Source organism: Paenalcaligenes sp. DL 463 (assembly GCF_057475185.1).
On record NZ_JBYBKX010000001.1, the window covers coordinates 157150 to 172209 of the forward strand.

At 49.2% G+C, this 15060-nt stretch carries 14 protein-coding genes; 6 read left to right on the forward strand and 8 right to left on the reverse strand.

The genetic code is table 11. The features are described from left to right. Window positions 1-46 precede the first annotated feature (46 nt). The 6 genes from AC2UZI_RS00770 to AC2UZI_RS00795 form a co-directional block, all read right to left on the reverse strand. Entirely contained in the window at window positions 47-760 is a 714-nt protein-coding gene (locus AC2UZI_RS00770; protein WP_486943685.1) for an amino acid ABC transporter ATP-binding protein, read from the reverse strand. Window positions 761-879: 119 nt separating this feature from the next. Then, window positions 880-1524, reverse strand: a complete 645-nt coding sequence (locus AC2UZI_RS00775) for an amino acid ABC transporter permease (RefSeq protein WP_486941925.1) — start codon at window positions 1522-1524, stop codon at window positions 880-882. After that, window positions 1524-2195, reverse strand: a complete 672-nt coding sequence (locus tag AC2UZI_RS00780; protein WP_486941926.1) for an amino acid ABC transporter permease — start codon at window positions 2193-2195, stop codon at window positions 1524-1526. The genes AC2UZI_RS00775 and AC2UZI_RS00780 overlap by 1 nt, the downstream gene beginning before the upstream one ends. Window positions 2196-2288: 93 nt before the next feature. Continuing rightward, window positions 2289-3086: a transporter substrate-binding domain-containing protein gene (locus AC2UZI_RS00785; protein ID WP_486941927.1), complete on the reverse strand. Its 798-nt coding sequence runs from the start codon at window positions 3084-3086 to the stop codon at window positions 2289-2291. A 24-nt stretch (window positions 3087-3110) separates the two neighbouring features. After that, window positions 3111-3968 (reverse strand): fumarylacetoacetate hydrolase family protein, encoded by an 858-nt coding sequence (locus AC2UZI_RS00790; RefSeq protein ID WP_486941928.1) that lies wholly within the window; start codon window positions 3966-3968, stop codon window positions 3111-3113. 20 nt (window positions 3969-3988) lie between these two features. Further along, window positions 3989-4735, reverse strand: coding sequence for an SDR family oxidoreductase (locus AC2UZI_RS00795; protein WP_486941929.1), 747 nt, complete (start codon window positions 4733-4735; stop codon window positions 3989-3991). A gap of 225 nt (window positions 4736-4960) precedes the next feature. Here AC2UZI_RS00795 and AC2UZI_RS00800 point away from each other — a divergent pair, with 225 nt between their 5' ends. From AC2UZI_RS00800 to AC2UZI_RS00815, 4 genes are all read left to right on the forward strand, one after another. Further along, a complete protein-coding gene (locus tag AC2UZI_RS00800; RefSeq protein WP_486941930.1) occupies window positions 4961-5776 on the forward strand; it encodes an IclR family transcriptional regulator in 816 nt (271 codons plus the stop codon). Between the two features lie 10 nt (window positions 5777-5786). After that, a complete protein-coding gene (locus tag AC2UZI_RS00805) occupies window positions 5787-6695 on the forward strand; it encodes an AEC family transporter (RefSeq protein ID WP_486941931.1) in 909 nt (302 codons plus the stop codon). Between the two features lie 447 nt (window positions 6696-7142). After that, complete coding sequence (gene aspA, locus AC2UZI_RS00810; protein WP_486941932.1) at window positions 7143-8558, forward strand: aspartate ammonia-lyase; 1416 nt, start codon at window positions 7143-7145, stop codon at window positions 8556-8558. A 190-nt stretch (window positions 8559-8748) separates the two neighbouring features. Next, window positions 8749-9426: an HAD family hydrolase gene (locus AC2UZI_RS00815; RefSeq protein WP_486941933.1), complete on the forward strand. Its 678-nt coding sequence runs from the start codon at window positions 8749-8751 to the stop codon at window positions 9424-9426. Window position 9427: 1 nt separating this feature from the next. Here AC2UZI_RS00815 and AC2UZI_RS00820 read toward each other — a convergent pair whose 3' ends face one another. Next, entirely contained in the window at window positions 9428-10684 is a 1257-nt protein-coding gene (locus AC2UZI_RS00820; protein WP_486941934.1) for a D-amino acid dehydrogenase, read from the reverse strand. Between the two features lie 400 nt (window positions 10685-11084). On the opposite strand from AC2UZI_RS00820, the gene AC2UZI_RS00825 reads away from it, so the two are divergent. Beyond that, window positions 11085-12608, forward strand: coding sequence for a hypothetical protein (locus AC2UZI_RS00825; RefSeq protein WP_486941935.1), 1524 nt, complete (start codon window positions 11085-11087; stop codon window positions 12606-12608). Between the two features lie 63 nt (window positions 12609-12671). Here the strand turns inward: AC2UZI_RS00825 and AC2UZI_RS00830 are convergent, their stop codons facing one another. Continuing rightward, window positions 12672-13013: a two pore domain potassium channel family protein gene (locus tag AC2UZI_RS00830; RefSeq protein WP_486941936.1), complete on the reverse strand. Its 342-nt coding sequence runs from the start codon at window positions 13011-13013 to the stop codon at window positions 12672-12674. Between the two features lie 169 nt (window positions 13014-13182). Here AC2UZI_RS00830 and AC2UZI_RS00835 point away from each other — a divergent pair, with 169 nt between their 5' ends. Then, a complete protein-coding gene (locus AC2UZI_RS00835; RefSeq protein WP_486941937.1) occupies window positions 13183-15036 on the forward strand; it encodes an SLC13 family permease in 1854 nt (617 codons plus the stop codon). Window positions 15037-15060 lie beyond the last annotated feature (24 nt).

Sequence of the window (15060 nt, forward strand, 5' to 3'; positions counted from 1 at the left end):
CAAACAGACAGCCCTGCTCACAGGGCTTCTGTCTAAGCACATCAAACTACAAGATTTGGCTTAAAAAGGCTTGGGTTTTGGGGTGTTGTGGGTTGTCGAAGAAATCGCCGGGTTTAGCCTCTTCCAGAATGTGCCCCTCGGCCATGAAAATGACTCGATCGGCTACGCTACGAGCGAATCCCATTTCATGGGTGACGCAAATCATGGTCATGCCGTCCTCAGCCAAGCCCATCATGGTTTCTAGCACTTCTTTGACCATTTCCGGATCAAGCGCTGAGGTAGGCTCATCAAACAGCATGGCTTTAGGGCTCATGCAAAGAGCACGGGCAATAGCCACACGCTGTTGCTGCCCACCAGACAGCTGGCTAGGAAACTTATCTGCCTGATTTTTAATGCGTACCCGATCAAGGTACTTTAGCGCCACCTCGCGGGCCTGCGCTTTGCTCATTTTTCGCGTACGCATCGGCGCCAGCATGCAATTCTCTGCCACCGTCATGTGCGGGAACAGATTAAATTGCTGAAACACCATGCCCACTTCACGACGAATGGCCTGAATACGAGCCGGGTCTTGATCTAAGGTGATCCCGTCTACGATGATTTCACCGGAATGGATGGGCTCTAAAGCATTAATGCATCGAATTAATGTCGATTTACCCGAACCCGATGGCCCACAAACCACGATTTTCTCGCCGGGGGTGACTTCTAAATTGATATCAACTAACGCGTGATAATCCCCATACCACTTATTAACAGCTCTCATCGAGATTAAGGGGGTCTGATTACTTTCGCTTTGGGCAGAAGTATTCAACGCAACATTTTCTTGTTCAATCATATACGCCTCTACTGGCTTAGCACTTAATTTACGTATTCGCTACTTGCTTAACTTCGATTAAATTTATTTTCCAATCTGGTGGCGTATAACGATAACGGCCAGCAAAGAATAAAATAAATGGCCGCAACCAAACTAAAAATAATAAGCGGCTGAAAGGTGGTGTTATTGGTAATTTGCCCTGCACGGGTTAACTCAATAAAGCCAATAATCGCGGTTAATGACGTTGCCTTAATAATCTGAACGAGATAACCCACAGTGGGCGGGATCGATATTTTGAATGCTTGAGGCAAAATAACATCCAGCATTTCTCGTCGATAGGTTAAACCCAACGCGGCGGCAGCTTCTGACTGCCCTTGTGGCACGGCCTGTATACAACCACGCCAAATCTCTGCTAAAAACGCCGAGCTATTGATAATGAGTGCAATCGAGGCGGCATACCAAATATTGACCTCTACCCCCATAATGGGTAAGCCAAAAAACACTAAAAATAGCTGTAGCAGTAACGGTGTGCCTCTAAAGAACTCGATATACACCTTTGTGGCGATACGCAGCCAGCGTTTTTTTGAAACTCGACCTAGCGCGATCAGCAGGCCCACAACCCCTCCCCCGATAAACGCGATAAGAGAGAGCAGTATTGTCCATTGCGTAGCTTCGACAATGAACCAAAAATCGTCAATGTTAAATGTACGCATTATTTACGGTCCGGATAGTCGAGGGTGTACTTATAAATCAAGGAAAATAGCGCCGAAAACGCTAAGGTCATCGCAAGATAGATGAAGGTGACGACAATATAGATTTCAAAACTTCTAAACGTAAGCGACTGCAAACTTGCTGCGACCGACGTTAAGTCGTCGGCAGAAATCACAGACACCACACTTGAGGCCAACATTAAATAAATAAATTGGCTCGTCAGCGCAGGATAAATCGTGCGTAACGCGGGCTTCAGAATAATGAATCTAAAAACCTCAACACCCGACAAACTTAAAGCACGACCGGCCTCAACTTGTCCTTTGGGGATCGATTCAATTCCTGCCCTGACAATTTCACTGGCGTAAGCCCCTAAGTTCACCGTCATGGCTAACAATGCAGCCGTATGGGCGGACCATTTCACGCCAATTGACGGAAAAACGAAGAAGAAGACAAACAACTGAATAATAAAAGGCGTGTTTCTGATTATCTCGATATAGCAATTCACCAGAAAACGCAGTAGCCCATTGCCATTAATTTTTGCGGCAGCGCAAATCACCGCAATAATCAGACCGAAGACCATGGACATCACTGACAGTTGAATCGTGACCCAAGCGCCCTCAAGCAGCAGTGGCCACGCCTCAAATACCGGCCCAAACTGAAAAACATAGTTCATCACAACATCCCATCTTTTTGCATAAAAACCATGAGACGCTGCCTAACACTTAAGCAGCGCTCATGTTTTTTTAGATACGCTTTCGCCCTCTATTTAATTAGATGGTGCACGTACCGACTCAGGTAAGGGAGTACCCAACCATTTCTCAAAGGCTTGGTCTAGGGATCCGTCAGCCACTTTATCTTTGATGAAGGCATTCACCGCCTCCAATAACTCAGGGCGATCTTTTTGCATGGTCACTGCCATCACTTGCTCGTTGATCACGTACTGAATCTCAAACTTGCCTGGGTGCCTTTTCTGCACTTCAGAGGCAATCACGGTTGACGTTCCCGCCACATCCACTTGACCTACGATCATGGCCTGCAAAGCAGACGCGTCATCATCAAAACGACGGATGTCTGTCCCTTCAGGGGCCACTTTCATCACACCGATATCTGTGGTGCTGGCACGAGGCACACCAATTTTGTATTTGGTTAGGTCAGAAGCATCATTAATTTCAACGCTCTCTGGGCCCAATAACACCATGCTGGCTGCCGAGTAGGGGTTTGAGAACTGAACCTGTTCTTTACGCTCGGGGGTAATCGCTAGCGAAGCAACCAGTACATCAGCTTTGTCGGTTAACAAGTAAGGGATGCGGTTAGGACCAGTGGTGACCACAGGAACCATTTTTACGCCCAAGTAATCGGCCAACATTTGCGCGACTTGCGCATCGTAGCCATCGGGTTTATTGCCCGCACCTGCGCTGGCATAAGGTGGGAAGTCGATCATCAAACCGATTTTGATTTCCCCTCTATCTTTGATTCGCTGCAAGCTGTCATCGGTCTGAGCCGAAGCGACGCTACTTAGGCCAAACATCAACGTTAAACCCAGCGCTACACATAGTTTTTTCATGTCGTAATTCCTTAATTGCTGTGCTTAATCCAGCAACTCGCTTGTCCAGTTAAAAACTTCTTGGCGTTGTTCGCCCAAGCCCTCAATGCCTAACTCCATGACATCGCCGTTTTTCAAGTACACAGGTGGCTTCTGTCCCAAGCCCACTCCTGGAGGCGTACCGGTGGAAATCAAATCGCCCGGGTAAAGCGTTGTGAATTGGCTGATGTAATGAATTAAGTACGCCACGTCATACACCATGGTGTTGGTGTTGCCGTCTTGAAAGCGCTTACCGTTTACGTCTAACCACATGCCTAAGCGCTGTGGATCTGCCACTTCGTCACGTGTCACTAACCAAGGACCAATCGGACCAAAGGTGTCGCAACCCTTACCCTTATCCCATGTTCCGCAACGCTCTAGCTGATACTCTCGTTCTGAAATGTCGTTCACCACGCAATAACCGGCCACATGGTTTAACGCCTCTTCTAAACTGACGTAGCGTGCTTTCTTACCAATCACCACACCCAACTCAACTTCCCAGTCGGTTTGCTTAGAATCTTTAGGTAGGACCACAGCGTCGTTAGGGCCTGTGGGCTTTGACCATTTCGTAAATAACACGGGTTCTGCAGGCACTTCAGCACCGGTTTCAGCTGCATGATCGCTGTAGTTAAGACCGACGCAAAGAAACTTTCCTAAACCAGTAAAAGGGGTTCCCAATCGCTCGACATGCTCCACCACGGGCAAGCTTTCTACGTCAACATTTCGCAGAACGGATAAGGCCTCGTCACTTAAGTGCTCGGGGGTCAAATCAGCAATCACACCGGATAAGTCTCGTACCTTGCCATTCGCATCAAGCAAGCCAGGCTTCTCGTTACCCACAGGACCAAAACGTAATAATTTCATTTACTTTCTCCAGCTAACTATTAATTAGACCAGCCACCGTCAACAATCATATTGGTGCCTGTCGTGAACCTTGACTCGTCTGAGGCCAAGTACACCGCCATTGCCGCAATTTCTTCGGGACGCCCCAAACGACCGACGGGTTGTCGGTCAACGAAGGCCTGTTCCACCTCTGCTGTACTGCGTTCTGACGCTGATGCTTGATTGGCAATACGTTGACGCAACGAGGGTGACTCGATAGTTCCTGGGCAAATCGTGTTGCAGCGTATGCCACTTGCCACGTAGTCGGCTGCAATGGCTTTACTTAGGCCAATGACAGCAGCTTTAGAGGTGCCATACACAAAGCGATTCGGTACGCCCTTAATGCTAGAAGCTGCCGAAGCCACATTGATAATTGAGCCACTTTGGCGTTCAATCATGCTGGGTAGTACGGCTTTAATCGTGTAGTACATGGAATCCACGTTCAAGCTCATGGACTGGCGCCATGCGGCCTCGTCACACTCAAGAATCGTTCCGTGGTGCACAAAGCCCGCACAATTAAATAGCACATCGATCTGACCTAAAGCCCCGATGAAGCTCTCTACAGCCTGTGCGTCGGTAACGTCAAGCTTCGCAATCTGTGCGCCAGCTAAATCGTTTAATAGCTCTGGGTTTAGGTCCGTCGCGATAACGGTGGCGCCTTGCGCCAAGAAAGCTTCTGCCGTTGCTCGACCAATTCCCTGTCCTGCCGCCGTAACCAGCGCCGTTTTTCCTTCCAAGCGTCTACTCATAAACGACATCCTTTGATAAGAATAAACTCACTAACAAAAAAACTTTTTATATATGATTGATACAAAGTTTATGGATGGATTGACGCTATTACTACGTATTAAAGCTAGTAGAATCCCTATAATCGAATAAAAAGCATAAAAAACCACCAATTTTTACACCACATACAAAAAGAACTTTTTACACATGAAATATTGGTTGTCTGATTCAACGGAGGCAAGAAATCAATGACTGAACAAAGCACGCCAGAGGCCAACACAACAAATCGCCGCTACAGCGCGCCAGCACTAGAGAAAGGGCTGGACATTCTGGAGGCGCTCAGCACCTCCAACCAAGGCTACAGCCTGAATGAGCTAAGCTTGCAGCTAAAGCGAAGCGTGAACGAAATATTTAGAATGGTAAGCACGCTGCATCATCGCGAATACATTCAGATCTCGGATAACGATCGATACACCTTAACGCTAAAGATGTTCGAGCTTGCCCATCGACAGGACCCCATTAAAACGCTGATCCAAGAAGCCATTCCTTTGCTAACCGAACTGGCTGAACGAAGCATGCAATCGTGCCATTTAGCGCTCTACCAAAACGGACGTGTCATTGTGATGGCGCAATGCGATAGCCCTGAGCGTTGGTCATTCGGCTTAAAAACCGGTGCGCTCATCGGTTTAACTGACACCTCATCTGGTCATGTATTACTGGCCTTTTCTGACGAAATCACACGCGCCCGAATGTTAAACCACCACGTTAAAGTCGATGGCGAAGTGATCTACGACCCTGGTCAGCTTTTTTCAATACTGGAAACGGTACACGCGCAAGGCTATGCGACGATGCCCAGTGCGCAAATCATGGGCGTGACCAATATTGCTATGCCTGTACGAGGTCTTGGGGGCAAGGTGTGTGCGGCCATTAACGTACCCCATATCGCACGTATTGATGGGCTAAGGCGCCCAGACCCAGAGCAAATCAAGAATAACCTGTTAGATATCACTACTCGCTTATCTAAGAAGCTGGGTTTTGATGCCCTCAACCCCCTGGAAAGCTAAAGCCGTTGTCATGCTAACTCTCATTTCTGTTTATGTTACGGCTCTGGCCACGGTCGCACCCTTAGTCATGTGCGGCGGCGTCGGTTTTATATGGGGCAAACGCAAATTAGCTTTTGATGCCGAATTCGTTTCTACGCTGGTTACGCTTGCTGGGGTGCCTGCACTGATCTTTCATACGCTCTACACCACCAGCATCGATAACGCCGCACTACTCGATATCAGTTATGCCTCGACTCTCGCTATCGCCCTGTCGATTGGGTTTTGCTGGGCTGTGCTTAAAGTAACAAGAACACCCGTTCGAGAGAACTGGCAGCTTGCCAGTTTTCCTAACTCGGGTAATTTAGGTTTACCGCTGTCCGCGCTGGCCTTTGGCGAAGTGGGTTTATCTGTCGCCATCGTGTTTTTTGCAGTGTGTACGTTTATACATAACACCGTCGGTTTACGCACAATCTCTAGCGACGAGCAAGGCGCTAGCGGCAAGCTTCTGGTGGTGGGTTCAGCCGTTTTAGCAATTGTCGCTAGAGTCAGTGGGATCACGCTTCCGGAATGGAGTTTGAATGGATTATCGTTAATTGGCAGCATTACCGTACCGTTAATGCTATTTAGCTTAGGCGTGACCTTATCAACGATTTCTACTAAAGGCTTAAAAGCCGGTTCCTTCGTAGCAACGCTTCGATTAAGTGCCGGTTTACTTAGCGCCATCATCGCCTGCTGGCTGCTTGGTACACCCACAACGCTGGCTGCGATTATTGTGCTGCAAATGGCCATGCCATGCGCCGTCATTGGCTACGTGTACGTTGCCCGATTCGCGCCCGCTAATGGGCACGTTGCTGCCAGCGCAGTCTTAGTGTCCACACTCATCTTTTTAGCCACTTCACCGTTGCTAATTGCTAGCCTTAAACGCTTTTATATCCCCTAGGTAGTCAACACAACCGATGCTTCGCTTAGGCTACGCCCACTCGGTGGGCGAGCATCGCCCCCCCAAAAGGTGAAAAGCATGCAACGGTATTGCAATTTTTTTGTGCTAATAAAGCCTATACAACGCAAAAATGGGCATTAGAACTCTATAATCGTTGCAAACGGTGTCACATCCGCGCTGTGCCTGCTAGTATAGATAGTTCGTTTAATAGAAATCTATTCATGCTGTCGGTAGCAGCTGACGGGCATCGAGGCTTCTTGCCAAAACATAGATGACGACCATTGCAGTCCCACATCGGGCCACCCTCGCTGTGCTTGCGGCTCAATAATTCGTAAAAATCCGCATGCTCGATCAGCATCGCCTTACATCGATTGGCTTTGGGAAGAGGCCATCAACATCTTTTTTATTCCACTGCACAGGCACTCGTGTCTTGAACCAATCAATCCTATGAGCACTTCCAACCTCTCACGCATCGAATACGACCTACTTGGAACACGAGACATCCCCGGCGATGCGTATTACGGCATCCAAACTCTGCGTGCTGCTGAAAACTTCTGTTTAACTGGCATCACCCTAGCCAACTACCCGAAATTCATCATGGCGTTGGCCATGGTTAAACAAGCCGCCGCAGCGGCTAACCATAAGCTGGGCCATCTTGACGAAGAAAAATACAACGCCATCCGTCAAGCGTGCAAGCGAATTATTGACGGCGATTTTCATGATCAGTTTATCGTCGACATGATTCAAGGTGGGGCTGGAACCTCAACAAATATGAATGCCAACGAGGTGATTGCGAACGTTGCATTGGAAATCATGGGGCATAACAAAGGTGATTACCAACACCTGCATCCCAATAACCACGTCAACATGGCGCAATCAACCAACGATGCCTACCCCACAGCGATACGCGTGGGTTTGCTATTAAGTGTTGACGCTTTACTTAACAGCCTAAGCCAACTGATCGACGCCACCGAAGCCAAAGCGCAAGAGTTTGCCACCGTATTGAAAATGGGCCGCACACAGATGCAAGACGCCGTGCCCATGACCCTAGGTCAAGAGTTTCATAGCTTTGCAACCACGCTCGCTGAAGACGTATCGCGTATGCGCGTCATGGCTCCTGAACTACTCGACGCCGTCAATATTGGGGGTACCGCTATTGGTACGGGCATTAATGCCGACCCTGACTACCAAGCCGCAGCCGTTGATTTCTTAAGCCAAGTTAGTGGCTTAAACATTAAAGCCGCCCCTGATTTGATTGAAGCTAGCTCTGATATGGGCGATTTTGTGCTGTTCTCTAGCATGCTTAAGCGCACGGCAGTGAAGCTCTCTAAAATCTGTAACGATTTACGCTTACTTTCAAGCGGTCCACGTGCAGGGATTGGTGAAATCAATCTTCCGGCTCGCCAGCCAGGTAGCTCCATCATGCCGGGTAAAGTAAACCCTGTTATTCCTGAAGCCTTAAACCAAATTGCATTTGAAGTTATCGGTAACGACACCGCCTTAACCATGGCTGCCGAAGCGGGTCAGTTACAACTGAACCCCATGGAGCCGTTAATTGCCTACAAACTGTTTAGCTCTCTGGATTTATTAGTACGCGGTATTGATATGCTGCGCACCACCTGCATCGAAGGCATCACGGCCAATACCGCCCATTGCCAAGAGCTTGTGCACAAGTCCATCGGCTTAATCACAGCATTGAACCCCTACATCGGTTACGAAAACTCAACACGTATCGCCAAAGAGGCGCTACAAACGGGTCGTGGCGTTCTGGAACTCGTGCAAGAACAATGCCTGCTGGACGAAACCATGTTGGCTGACATCTTGCGCCCAGAAAACATGATTGCTCCGCGCAAATGCAAGTAAAAAGGCCCTAACAAGCCCCAAAAAAGCCACTGTTTAACAGTGGCTTTTTTTATGTTCTTTAACAGGGAAAACCCATTACCCTTAGACCTACCGTTGCGACAACAATAATCCCGCACGCTCACAACGTCATTTTTCTAGTCGCGTTATGATGGGGAGGCAATAACGCATCACATCATTACGGTTAACTAGCATGGGCTTTGAAGCGATCATTTTCGATTGTGATGGGGTACTCGTAGACAGCGAGCCCGTCACGCTGGGGGTATTACGCGATATGTTGGCAGCCCTAGGATGGTCACTTAGCGCAGACGAGTGTGAGGCATTATTTGTCGGAAAATCCAGCGCCAACGAACTACTCATCATTCAAAACCGTATTGGTAGAAAGCTAGAGCAAGACTGGATTGACGAGTTTCAATTACGCCGTAATCAGGCTTTACGACAAAAGCTTATCGCTGTTCCCGGTATTCAAGAATGCCTTCGTACACTAAGCCCACACTGGCCAGACAAACTGGCCTGCGCATCGGCCGCCGAGCTGTCAAAAATACAACTACAACTGACAATGACGGGCTTAGATCGCTACTTTAACGATCATTTATACAGTGGCGTCGATGTAGCGCTTAACAAACCCTACCCAGACGTTTACCTTAAAGCCGCCGCCAGTCTTGGGGTTGATCCCAAACGATGCGCCGTCATCGAAGACAGCATTACCGGCATTGAGTCTGGCGTTAGCGCGGGCGCAACCGTACTGGCTTACGACAACAAAAACAAGCCAGAGCCGTTGTTAAAGGCGGGTGCCAGCATGATCTTTAACGACATGAAGCACCTACCCGACTTATTACTACGCTGCGCCCAACCACTCTCTAAGGCCTAAGTTACTGAGGAATGAAGCTTTGGTACTCGGGCGATATCGGCTCGTCAGCCAGATGCTGAACCAACGCCTCTGCGCTACCGGCCGCTAAGGTAAAGCCTAAAGCCCCCTGCCCTACATTTAGCCAAAGGTTTTTCAAACGCGGGTGCGCCCCAATAATGGGTTTACCTGTAGGCGTAGCCGGTCGCAACCCAGCCCACTCTGTGGCCTCATTAAAGGACAGCGCAGGAAAGGTTTCACTGGCATGTCGACGAAGTAAGCGCAAGCGACTAGGGCTTAAGCGGGCATCCGTTGCGCCAATATCCACCATGGCGGCAATACGCAGGCGCTCAGCCAATGGTGCATAGACAATACGGCGCTCGTAGTCGGTAATGCTGACCCGTGGCGAGACGCCTGCAGCAACGTTAGTGTGAAGCGGTAAGGTCAGGCTGTAGCCCTTTAAGGGATACACCAACGGCGTATAGCCCGTGTCCTTTAATAACGCCACGCTGCGCACACCCGCCGCAATCACCACATGATCCGCATCGATGTCGCCATCCGATGTTTTCACCCCCACAACACGCGAACCCTCACGACGTAAACCCAGCACCTCGGTGCCCATGTGCGCCGTAAAACCAGATTGCTGCTTCAACCAGTTGAACATTTGCTGGGTGTATTGCTGGCAATCCCCCACCTCTTCGTGGGGTGTAAAAACACCACCCGCTAAGGAGGCCGCAATGGGGGATAAGGAAGGTTCTAGCTCAAGCACCTGTGCCGCTGTCAAAACTTGCTGCGCCGAGCCCAGACCCGCTTGGAACTCGGCCTGCTGGCGCGCCTTATTGAACGCGCTGTCGTGGCGATAGATGATGAGTTTCCCGGCATCGTTCCATGAATACTCAAGCTGCAACGCCTGGCTGTTTTCATGGACAAGCGTTTTACTACGCAGCGCTAACCCCAAAAGCTGTGCTGTACTACGCTCGCTTTGCCGTTGGGTACACGCCGCGACAAAATGCGCTAGCCAGCGCCACTGCTGCCAATCAAGACGCGGGTAAAACCGTAAGGGTGAGTTCGGATTAAACAACCACTTGGGGAGGTCGTTAAACACTGCGGGCGAGGCCAATGGGGCCACATAGTTGTAACTTAACTGACAACCATTCGCGAAACTCGCTTCTTGAGCTGGGTCATCGTGACTGTCAACGATGCTGACTTGAAATCCTTTTTTTAATAACAAGTAAGCACTGTTCACACCCACGACCCCAGCACCAATAATGACGACATGCATTTGAGAGCTCCTGCGCTTTTTTGGCTACGATTTTTATTTAAAAAAGATAAAAACCCGTTTTTTATCAACCTATTAACTTTAAAATATCGAAAAAATAAAAAACATATATCAGCGTTCTTGAGAATGCTCAAGCAGGGGTTTATACCTGTCCAAGAAAGCATATAACGGACATCATGAATCAGGAATAAAAAAAAGCAAAATTCTGGTTATAAAGAAAGAATGTGTTATTAGGCTTAAACTAATACGCAATGGAGAAGCTAACAGGGCGTTAAGTCGTCTGCAAGAACGATGATATCTGTAATATAAGTAACTGTGTCACGCTTGACTCGCTAACCCACGCAACGCCTTCTTTTAGACACCTAATAACGATCTAATAATTAACCATAAGTGAGAAAATGATATGAGTCAGGGGACATTTCATTATCCATGGTTCAAAAAAACGGATGTAGACGCTTTTTTTGCACTATTCCAAAACAACATTGCCAACTTTATCGTGATTGCCATCACGATGTTGGGGATGGGGTTTTCAACCGAAATTGTATTCGGAAAGGTCTTGCCTGGGGCAGCCATTGCTGTCATGTCGGGAAACTTCTACTACGCCTACATGGCTAACCGACTTGCACGCAAAGAACAACGCACCGATGTAACCGCACTGGCCTACGGTATTAGTACGCCGGTCATGTTTGTGTTTTTATTCGGGGTTTTGCTTCCCGCCAAAACAATCACGGGCGACCCGGATCTGGCTTGGAAAATTGCAGCAGGTGCTTGTTTCTTAAGTGGCCTAATTGAAGCCTTGGTGGCTTTTATTGGCCCATGGATGCAACGTAACCTACCTCGTGCGGCGATGCTAGGTGCTGTCGCTGGGGTAGCGCTTACCTTTATTGCAGGCGAGATGCTGTTTAAAACCCTAGAAATGCCAATCGTCGGCATTATCGTATTGGGTATTATTATTTTGGGCTTGGTCGCACGGGTAGTGATGCCACTGCGCCTCTCTTCCACTGTTTTCGCTATCATTATCGGTACCGGTCTTGCTTACGCACTGGGCGAATCCGACACCAACAACTTCAGAGAAGGTATTAGCCATCTAGGCTTTTATCCTCCTACTTTCACCATGGCTCCTTTTGAAGGCATGAGCTTATTGTTCACCACGATGGTCGCGATTTTAACAGTCGTTCTACCGATTACGCTCTACAACGCCATCGAGACCATGAACAACGTCGAAGCCATGAAAGTACTGGGCGACGACTATCACGTTGGCGAATGTCAGGCGGTGGATGGTTTAGGTACTGTTCTTGGCGCTATGTTTGGTGGCTTGTTCCCAACCACGGTTTACATCGCCTCTGCCAGCTCTAAATGGATGGACGCAGGACGCGGCTACAGTATTGCTAACGGTGTGGTCTATCTTATCGCGACAACCTGCGGTTTGATTGCTGCCATGGCCGCTGTCATTCCCGTTTCCGTTGTGGCTCCGATCCTGGTGTTCGTTGGCATTTCAATGGTTTCAACGGCTTTCCAAGCCAACTCAAAGAAATACTACCCAGCCGTTGCTATCGCGATGTTACCTTACTTAGGTAACTACGTCATGACGCGTTTCAATAACGCCGCCGGAGAAGTGGTTTCGAATATTTCGGCAGGTATCGTGCCCTTAGGCCAGGGTGCTATGTTTACCGCCATGATGCTGGGTGCCATTACAGTTAGCCTTATTGACCATCAATTCAGACGCGCTGCCGCTTTCGCGTTAATTACTGCAGGGATGTCCTTTATTGGCTTGATTCACGCTCCGCGAATGGGCTTTAATGCCGCGCCGGACTTTGTGATCGGTTACGTAATATTGGCCGCACTGTTCTTTTACTTTTCAGTTTTCAAGCCGGCTATTTTGCCTACACCTCAAGGTTTATCGTTAAGCGATAAAGACGATGACTAGATCGTTCTAAGGCATGCAGCAAAAAGTCCCGCTCTACGCGGGACTTTTTGCTTCTACAGAGCGTTACTCATCATCTAAATGAAACTTATGGATCACACGATGAATGATAGGTGCCAGAATCAAACCAATTGAGGCCACAAAGAACAAACTGGTCACAAAACCATATAAAGCGATAAAAACCTTTCCTGACACCGTGCTGGGCACAATCAGCGTGCCAATACCTCCCAATAAAAAGGCCGTATTTAACAAGGCGTCATGTAAGGTGATGTCATCAAAAACCATATGCCCCAGCACCCCCAGCAGCATCACCACAATCACTAAACAAAAGGCAGCGAACACATGCCAGAAAAGCCGCTTAAGAAAAGCAGCCCGACTAAGTAAGCCATCATTTTTAGACTCGTACACAACGCTTTCCTTTTGCCATTAACCATTCCGTACCGGTTGCAAGATTCACACACTGACACGTATGCGTAGTGGTGCCCATAGTGTCTCTACCCATTGGGCCTTATGATAAGTGCTCGCTTTATCTGCTCTACGTTATTGCTGCCACATTGCACCTATAGGCCTTACCATCATGATGAGCCCAATGCTGTTGCTGTTCCTCATACTGATTGCCACTATCTTAATGTTTTTATTCGGCCGGTGGCGCCATGACATGGTGGCGATCGCTGCATTACTAACGTGCACTGCCGTAGGCCTTGTTAACCCTGCCGATGCCTTTTCCGGCTTTAGTCATCCAGCAGTCGTTACCGTGGTCGGTGTGCTGGTGCTAAGTTACGCGCTACAGCAAACTGGCGCTGTCGATGTGTTGGCAGAACGCATTCTACCCTCTAAAGCCTCGCCAACAATCTCCATCACGGCACTCTGCGCATTAGCCGCCCTGCTATCCAGTTTTATGAACAACGTGGGCGCCTTGGCCCTATTAATGCCCATTGCTCTACAAATGGCTGTTCGACTCAACATCCCACCAGGCCGCACGCTCATGCCCTTAGCCTTTGCGACAATGCTCGGTGGCATGACCACATTGATCGGCACGCCTTCTAATCTGCTGGTATCAAGCTTTAGAACCTACGACGGCCACCGTGGTTTTGCCATGTTTGATTTCAGCCCCGTGGGTGTGGCGGTTGCGGTACTGGGTGTGATTTTTTTGGGCACGTTGGGATGGCGCTTGGTGCCTGCACGCGAACGTCAACATACCGATAGCTTTGAAACCGGCGCTTATTTAACCGAAGCTCGGGTGCCTGAAGAATCTAAAGCCATTGGCGTGACGTTAGGCGAGGCCGAAAAAGCCCTTACCGATGCTGAGGCCCAAATTCTGGGGTTGATTCGAAACGGGATACGGCTAAACGCACCAGACTCCCGCCTTGCCTTAAGGGCTAACGATGTCGTGCTGCTTGAGGCGGATCCCAACACCTTAGCCAAGTCCTTAGAAACCTTAGGTCTCGTCTTCGAAGAGGGCTTACCCTCCAGTCATAAATCGGAGGATAACAATGAAAGCTCTGCCTCCGTCGCCTCAGCGGTTAGCAACGACACAACAAATAAGAAAAATGGGGATGCCCCTAAGCGTGTACTAAGCAATGAGCTCTCTGAGCTCGTGGTGTTACCCGGTTCGTCACTATTAGGGCGTAGTGCCGCCAATATTCAAATGCGCAGTCGTTTCCACATTAACTTACTGGCGATCTCCCGACAAAGCATTCGTTCGCGTACACGGTTACGCAGCACCCCCTTACGCACCGGTGACGTGCTATTGCTTCAAGGGCCAAGCGAAGACATCAGTCACTTCGCCGCTGCCAGTGGTTGCGCCCCCTTAGCCAGCCGGCCTTTGCGCGTACCGGATCGCAAAAAAATGTGGCTATCTGTACTGATCATGGGGGGTGCGATTGCCGGGGCGGCCTCTGGCCTATGGTCTGCCGCCCTATGTTTCACGCTGGGCGTATTATTGCTCTTAGCATGCAAGGTGGTCGCCACAAGAAATGCCTATACCGCCATCGATTGGTCCGTCATTGTTCTGTTGGGGGCACTAATACCGGTAGGTCAAGCTATGGAATCAACTGGCGCTGCCGCTGCTGTGGCTAACTTCATGCTAGCGCATATTGCAGGGGGTCATTCGATCATTGCCCTTATCGTGATTCTCGTCGCAACCATGAGCCTATCAGATCTCATGAACAACGCCGCAACCGTTGTCGTGATGAGCCCCATTGCGATCGGCGCCGCCACGCAGCTCGGCGTGAATCCCGATGGCTTTTTAATGGCCGTGGCCATTGGTGCCTCGTGCGCTTTCTTAACCCCTATCGCACATCAAAACAATACCTTAGTTTTAGGCCCTGGCGGTTTCAAGTTTGGGGATTACTGGCCCTTAGGCTTACCCACAGAAATTATTGTGGGCGGCATATCCATACCTCTGATACTGCTTGTTTGGCCACTCTAACAACGACTACTGAGGCACTGGGAT

What these genes read in the sequence shown, in the direction of transcription:
- AC2UZI_RS00825 (WP_486941935.1), top strand. Translation starts at nt 11,085, where the DNA reads ATGAGTCAGGGGACATTTCATTATCCATGGTTCAAAAAAACGGATGTA.
- AC2UZI_RS00775 (WP_486941925.1), bottom strand. Translation starts at nt 1,524, where the DNA reads ATGCGTACATTTAACATTGACGATTTTTGGTTCATTGTCGAAGCTACG.
- AC2UZI_RS00800 (WP_486941930.1), top strand. Translation starts at nt 4,961, where the DNA reads ATGACTGAACAAAGCACGCCAGAGGCCAACACAACAAATCGCCGCTAC.
- AC2UZI_RS00815 (WP_486941933.1), top strand. Translation starts at nt 8,749, where the DNA reads ATGGGCTTTGAAGCGATCATTTTCGATTGTGATGGGGTACTCGTAGAC.
- AC2UZI_RS00770 (WP_486943685.1), bottom strand. Translation starts at nt 760, where the DNA reads ATGAGAGCTGTTAATAAGTGGTATGGGGATTATCACGCGTTAGTTGAT.
- aspA (WP_486941932.1), top strand. Translation starts at nt 7,143, where the DNA reads ATGAGCACTTCCAACCTCTCACGCATCGAATACGACCTACTTGGAACA.
- AC2UZI_RS00835 (WP_486941937.1), top strand. Translation starts at nt 13,183, where the DNA reads ATGATGAGCCCAATGCTGTTGCTGTTCCTCATACTGATTGCCACTATC.
- AC2UZI_RS00805 (WP_486941931.1), top strand. Translation starts at nt 5,787, where the DNA reads ATGCTAACTCTCATTTCTGTTTATGTTACGGCTCTGGCCACGGTCGCA.
- AC2UZI_RS00785 (WP_486941927.1), bottom strand. Translation starts at nt 3,086, where the DNA reads ATGAAAAAACTATGTGTAGCGCTGGGTTTAACGTTGATGTTTGGCCTA.
- AC2UZI_RS00795 (WP_486941929.1), bottom strand. Translation starts at nt 4,735, where the DNA reads ATGAGTAGACGCTTGGAAGGAAAAACGGCGCTGGTTACGGCGGCAGGA.
- AC2UZI_RS00820 (WP_486941934.1), bottom strand. Translation starts at nt 10,684, where the DNA reads ATGCATGTCGTCATTATTGGTGCTGGGGTCGTGGGTGTGAACAGTGCT.
- AC2UZI_RS00780 (WP_486941926.1), bottom strand. Translation starts at nt 2,195, where the DNA reads ATGAACTATGTTTTTCAGTTTGGGCCGGTATTTGAGGCGTGGCCACTG.
- AC2UZI_RS00790 (WP_486941928.1), bottom strand. Translation starts at nt 3,968, where the DNA reads ATGAAATTATTACGTTTTGGTCCTGTGGGTAACGAGAAGCCTGGCTTG.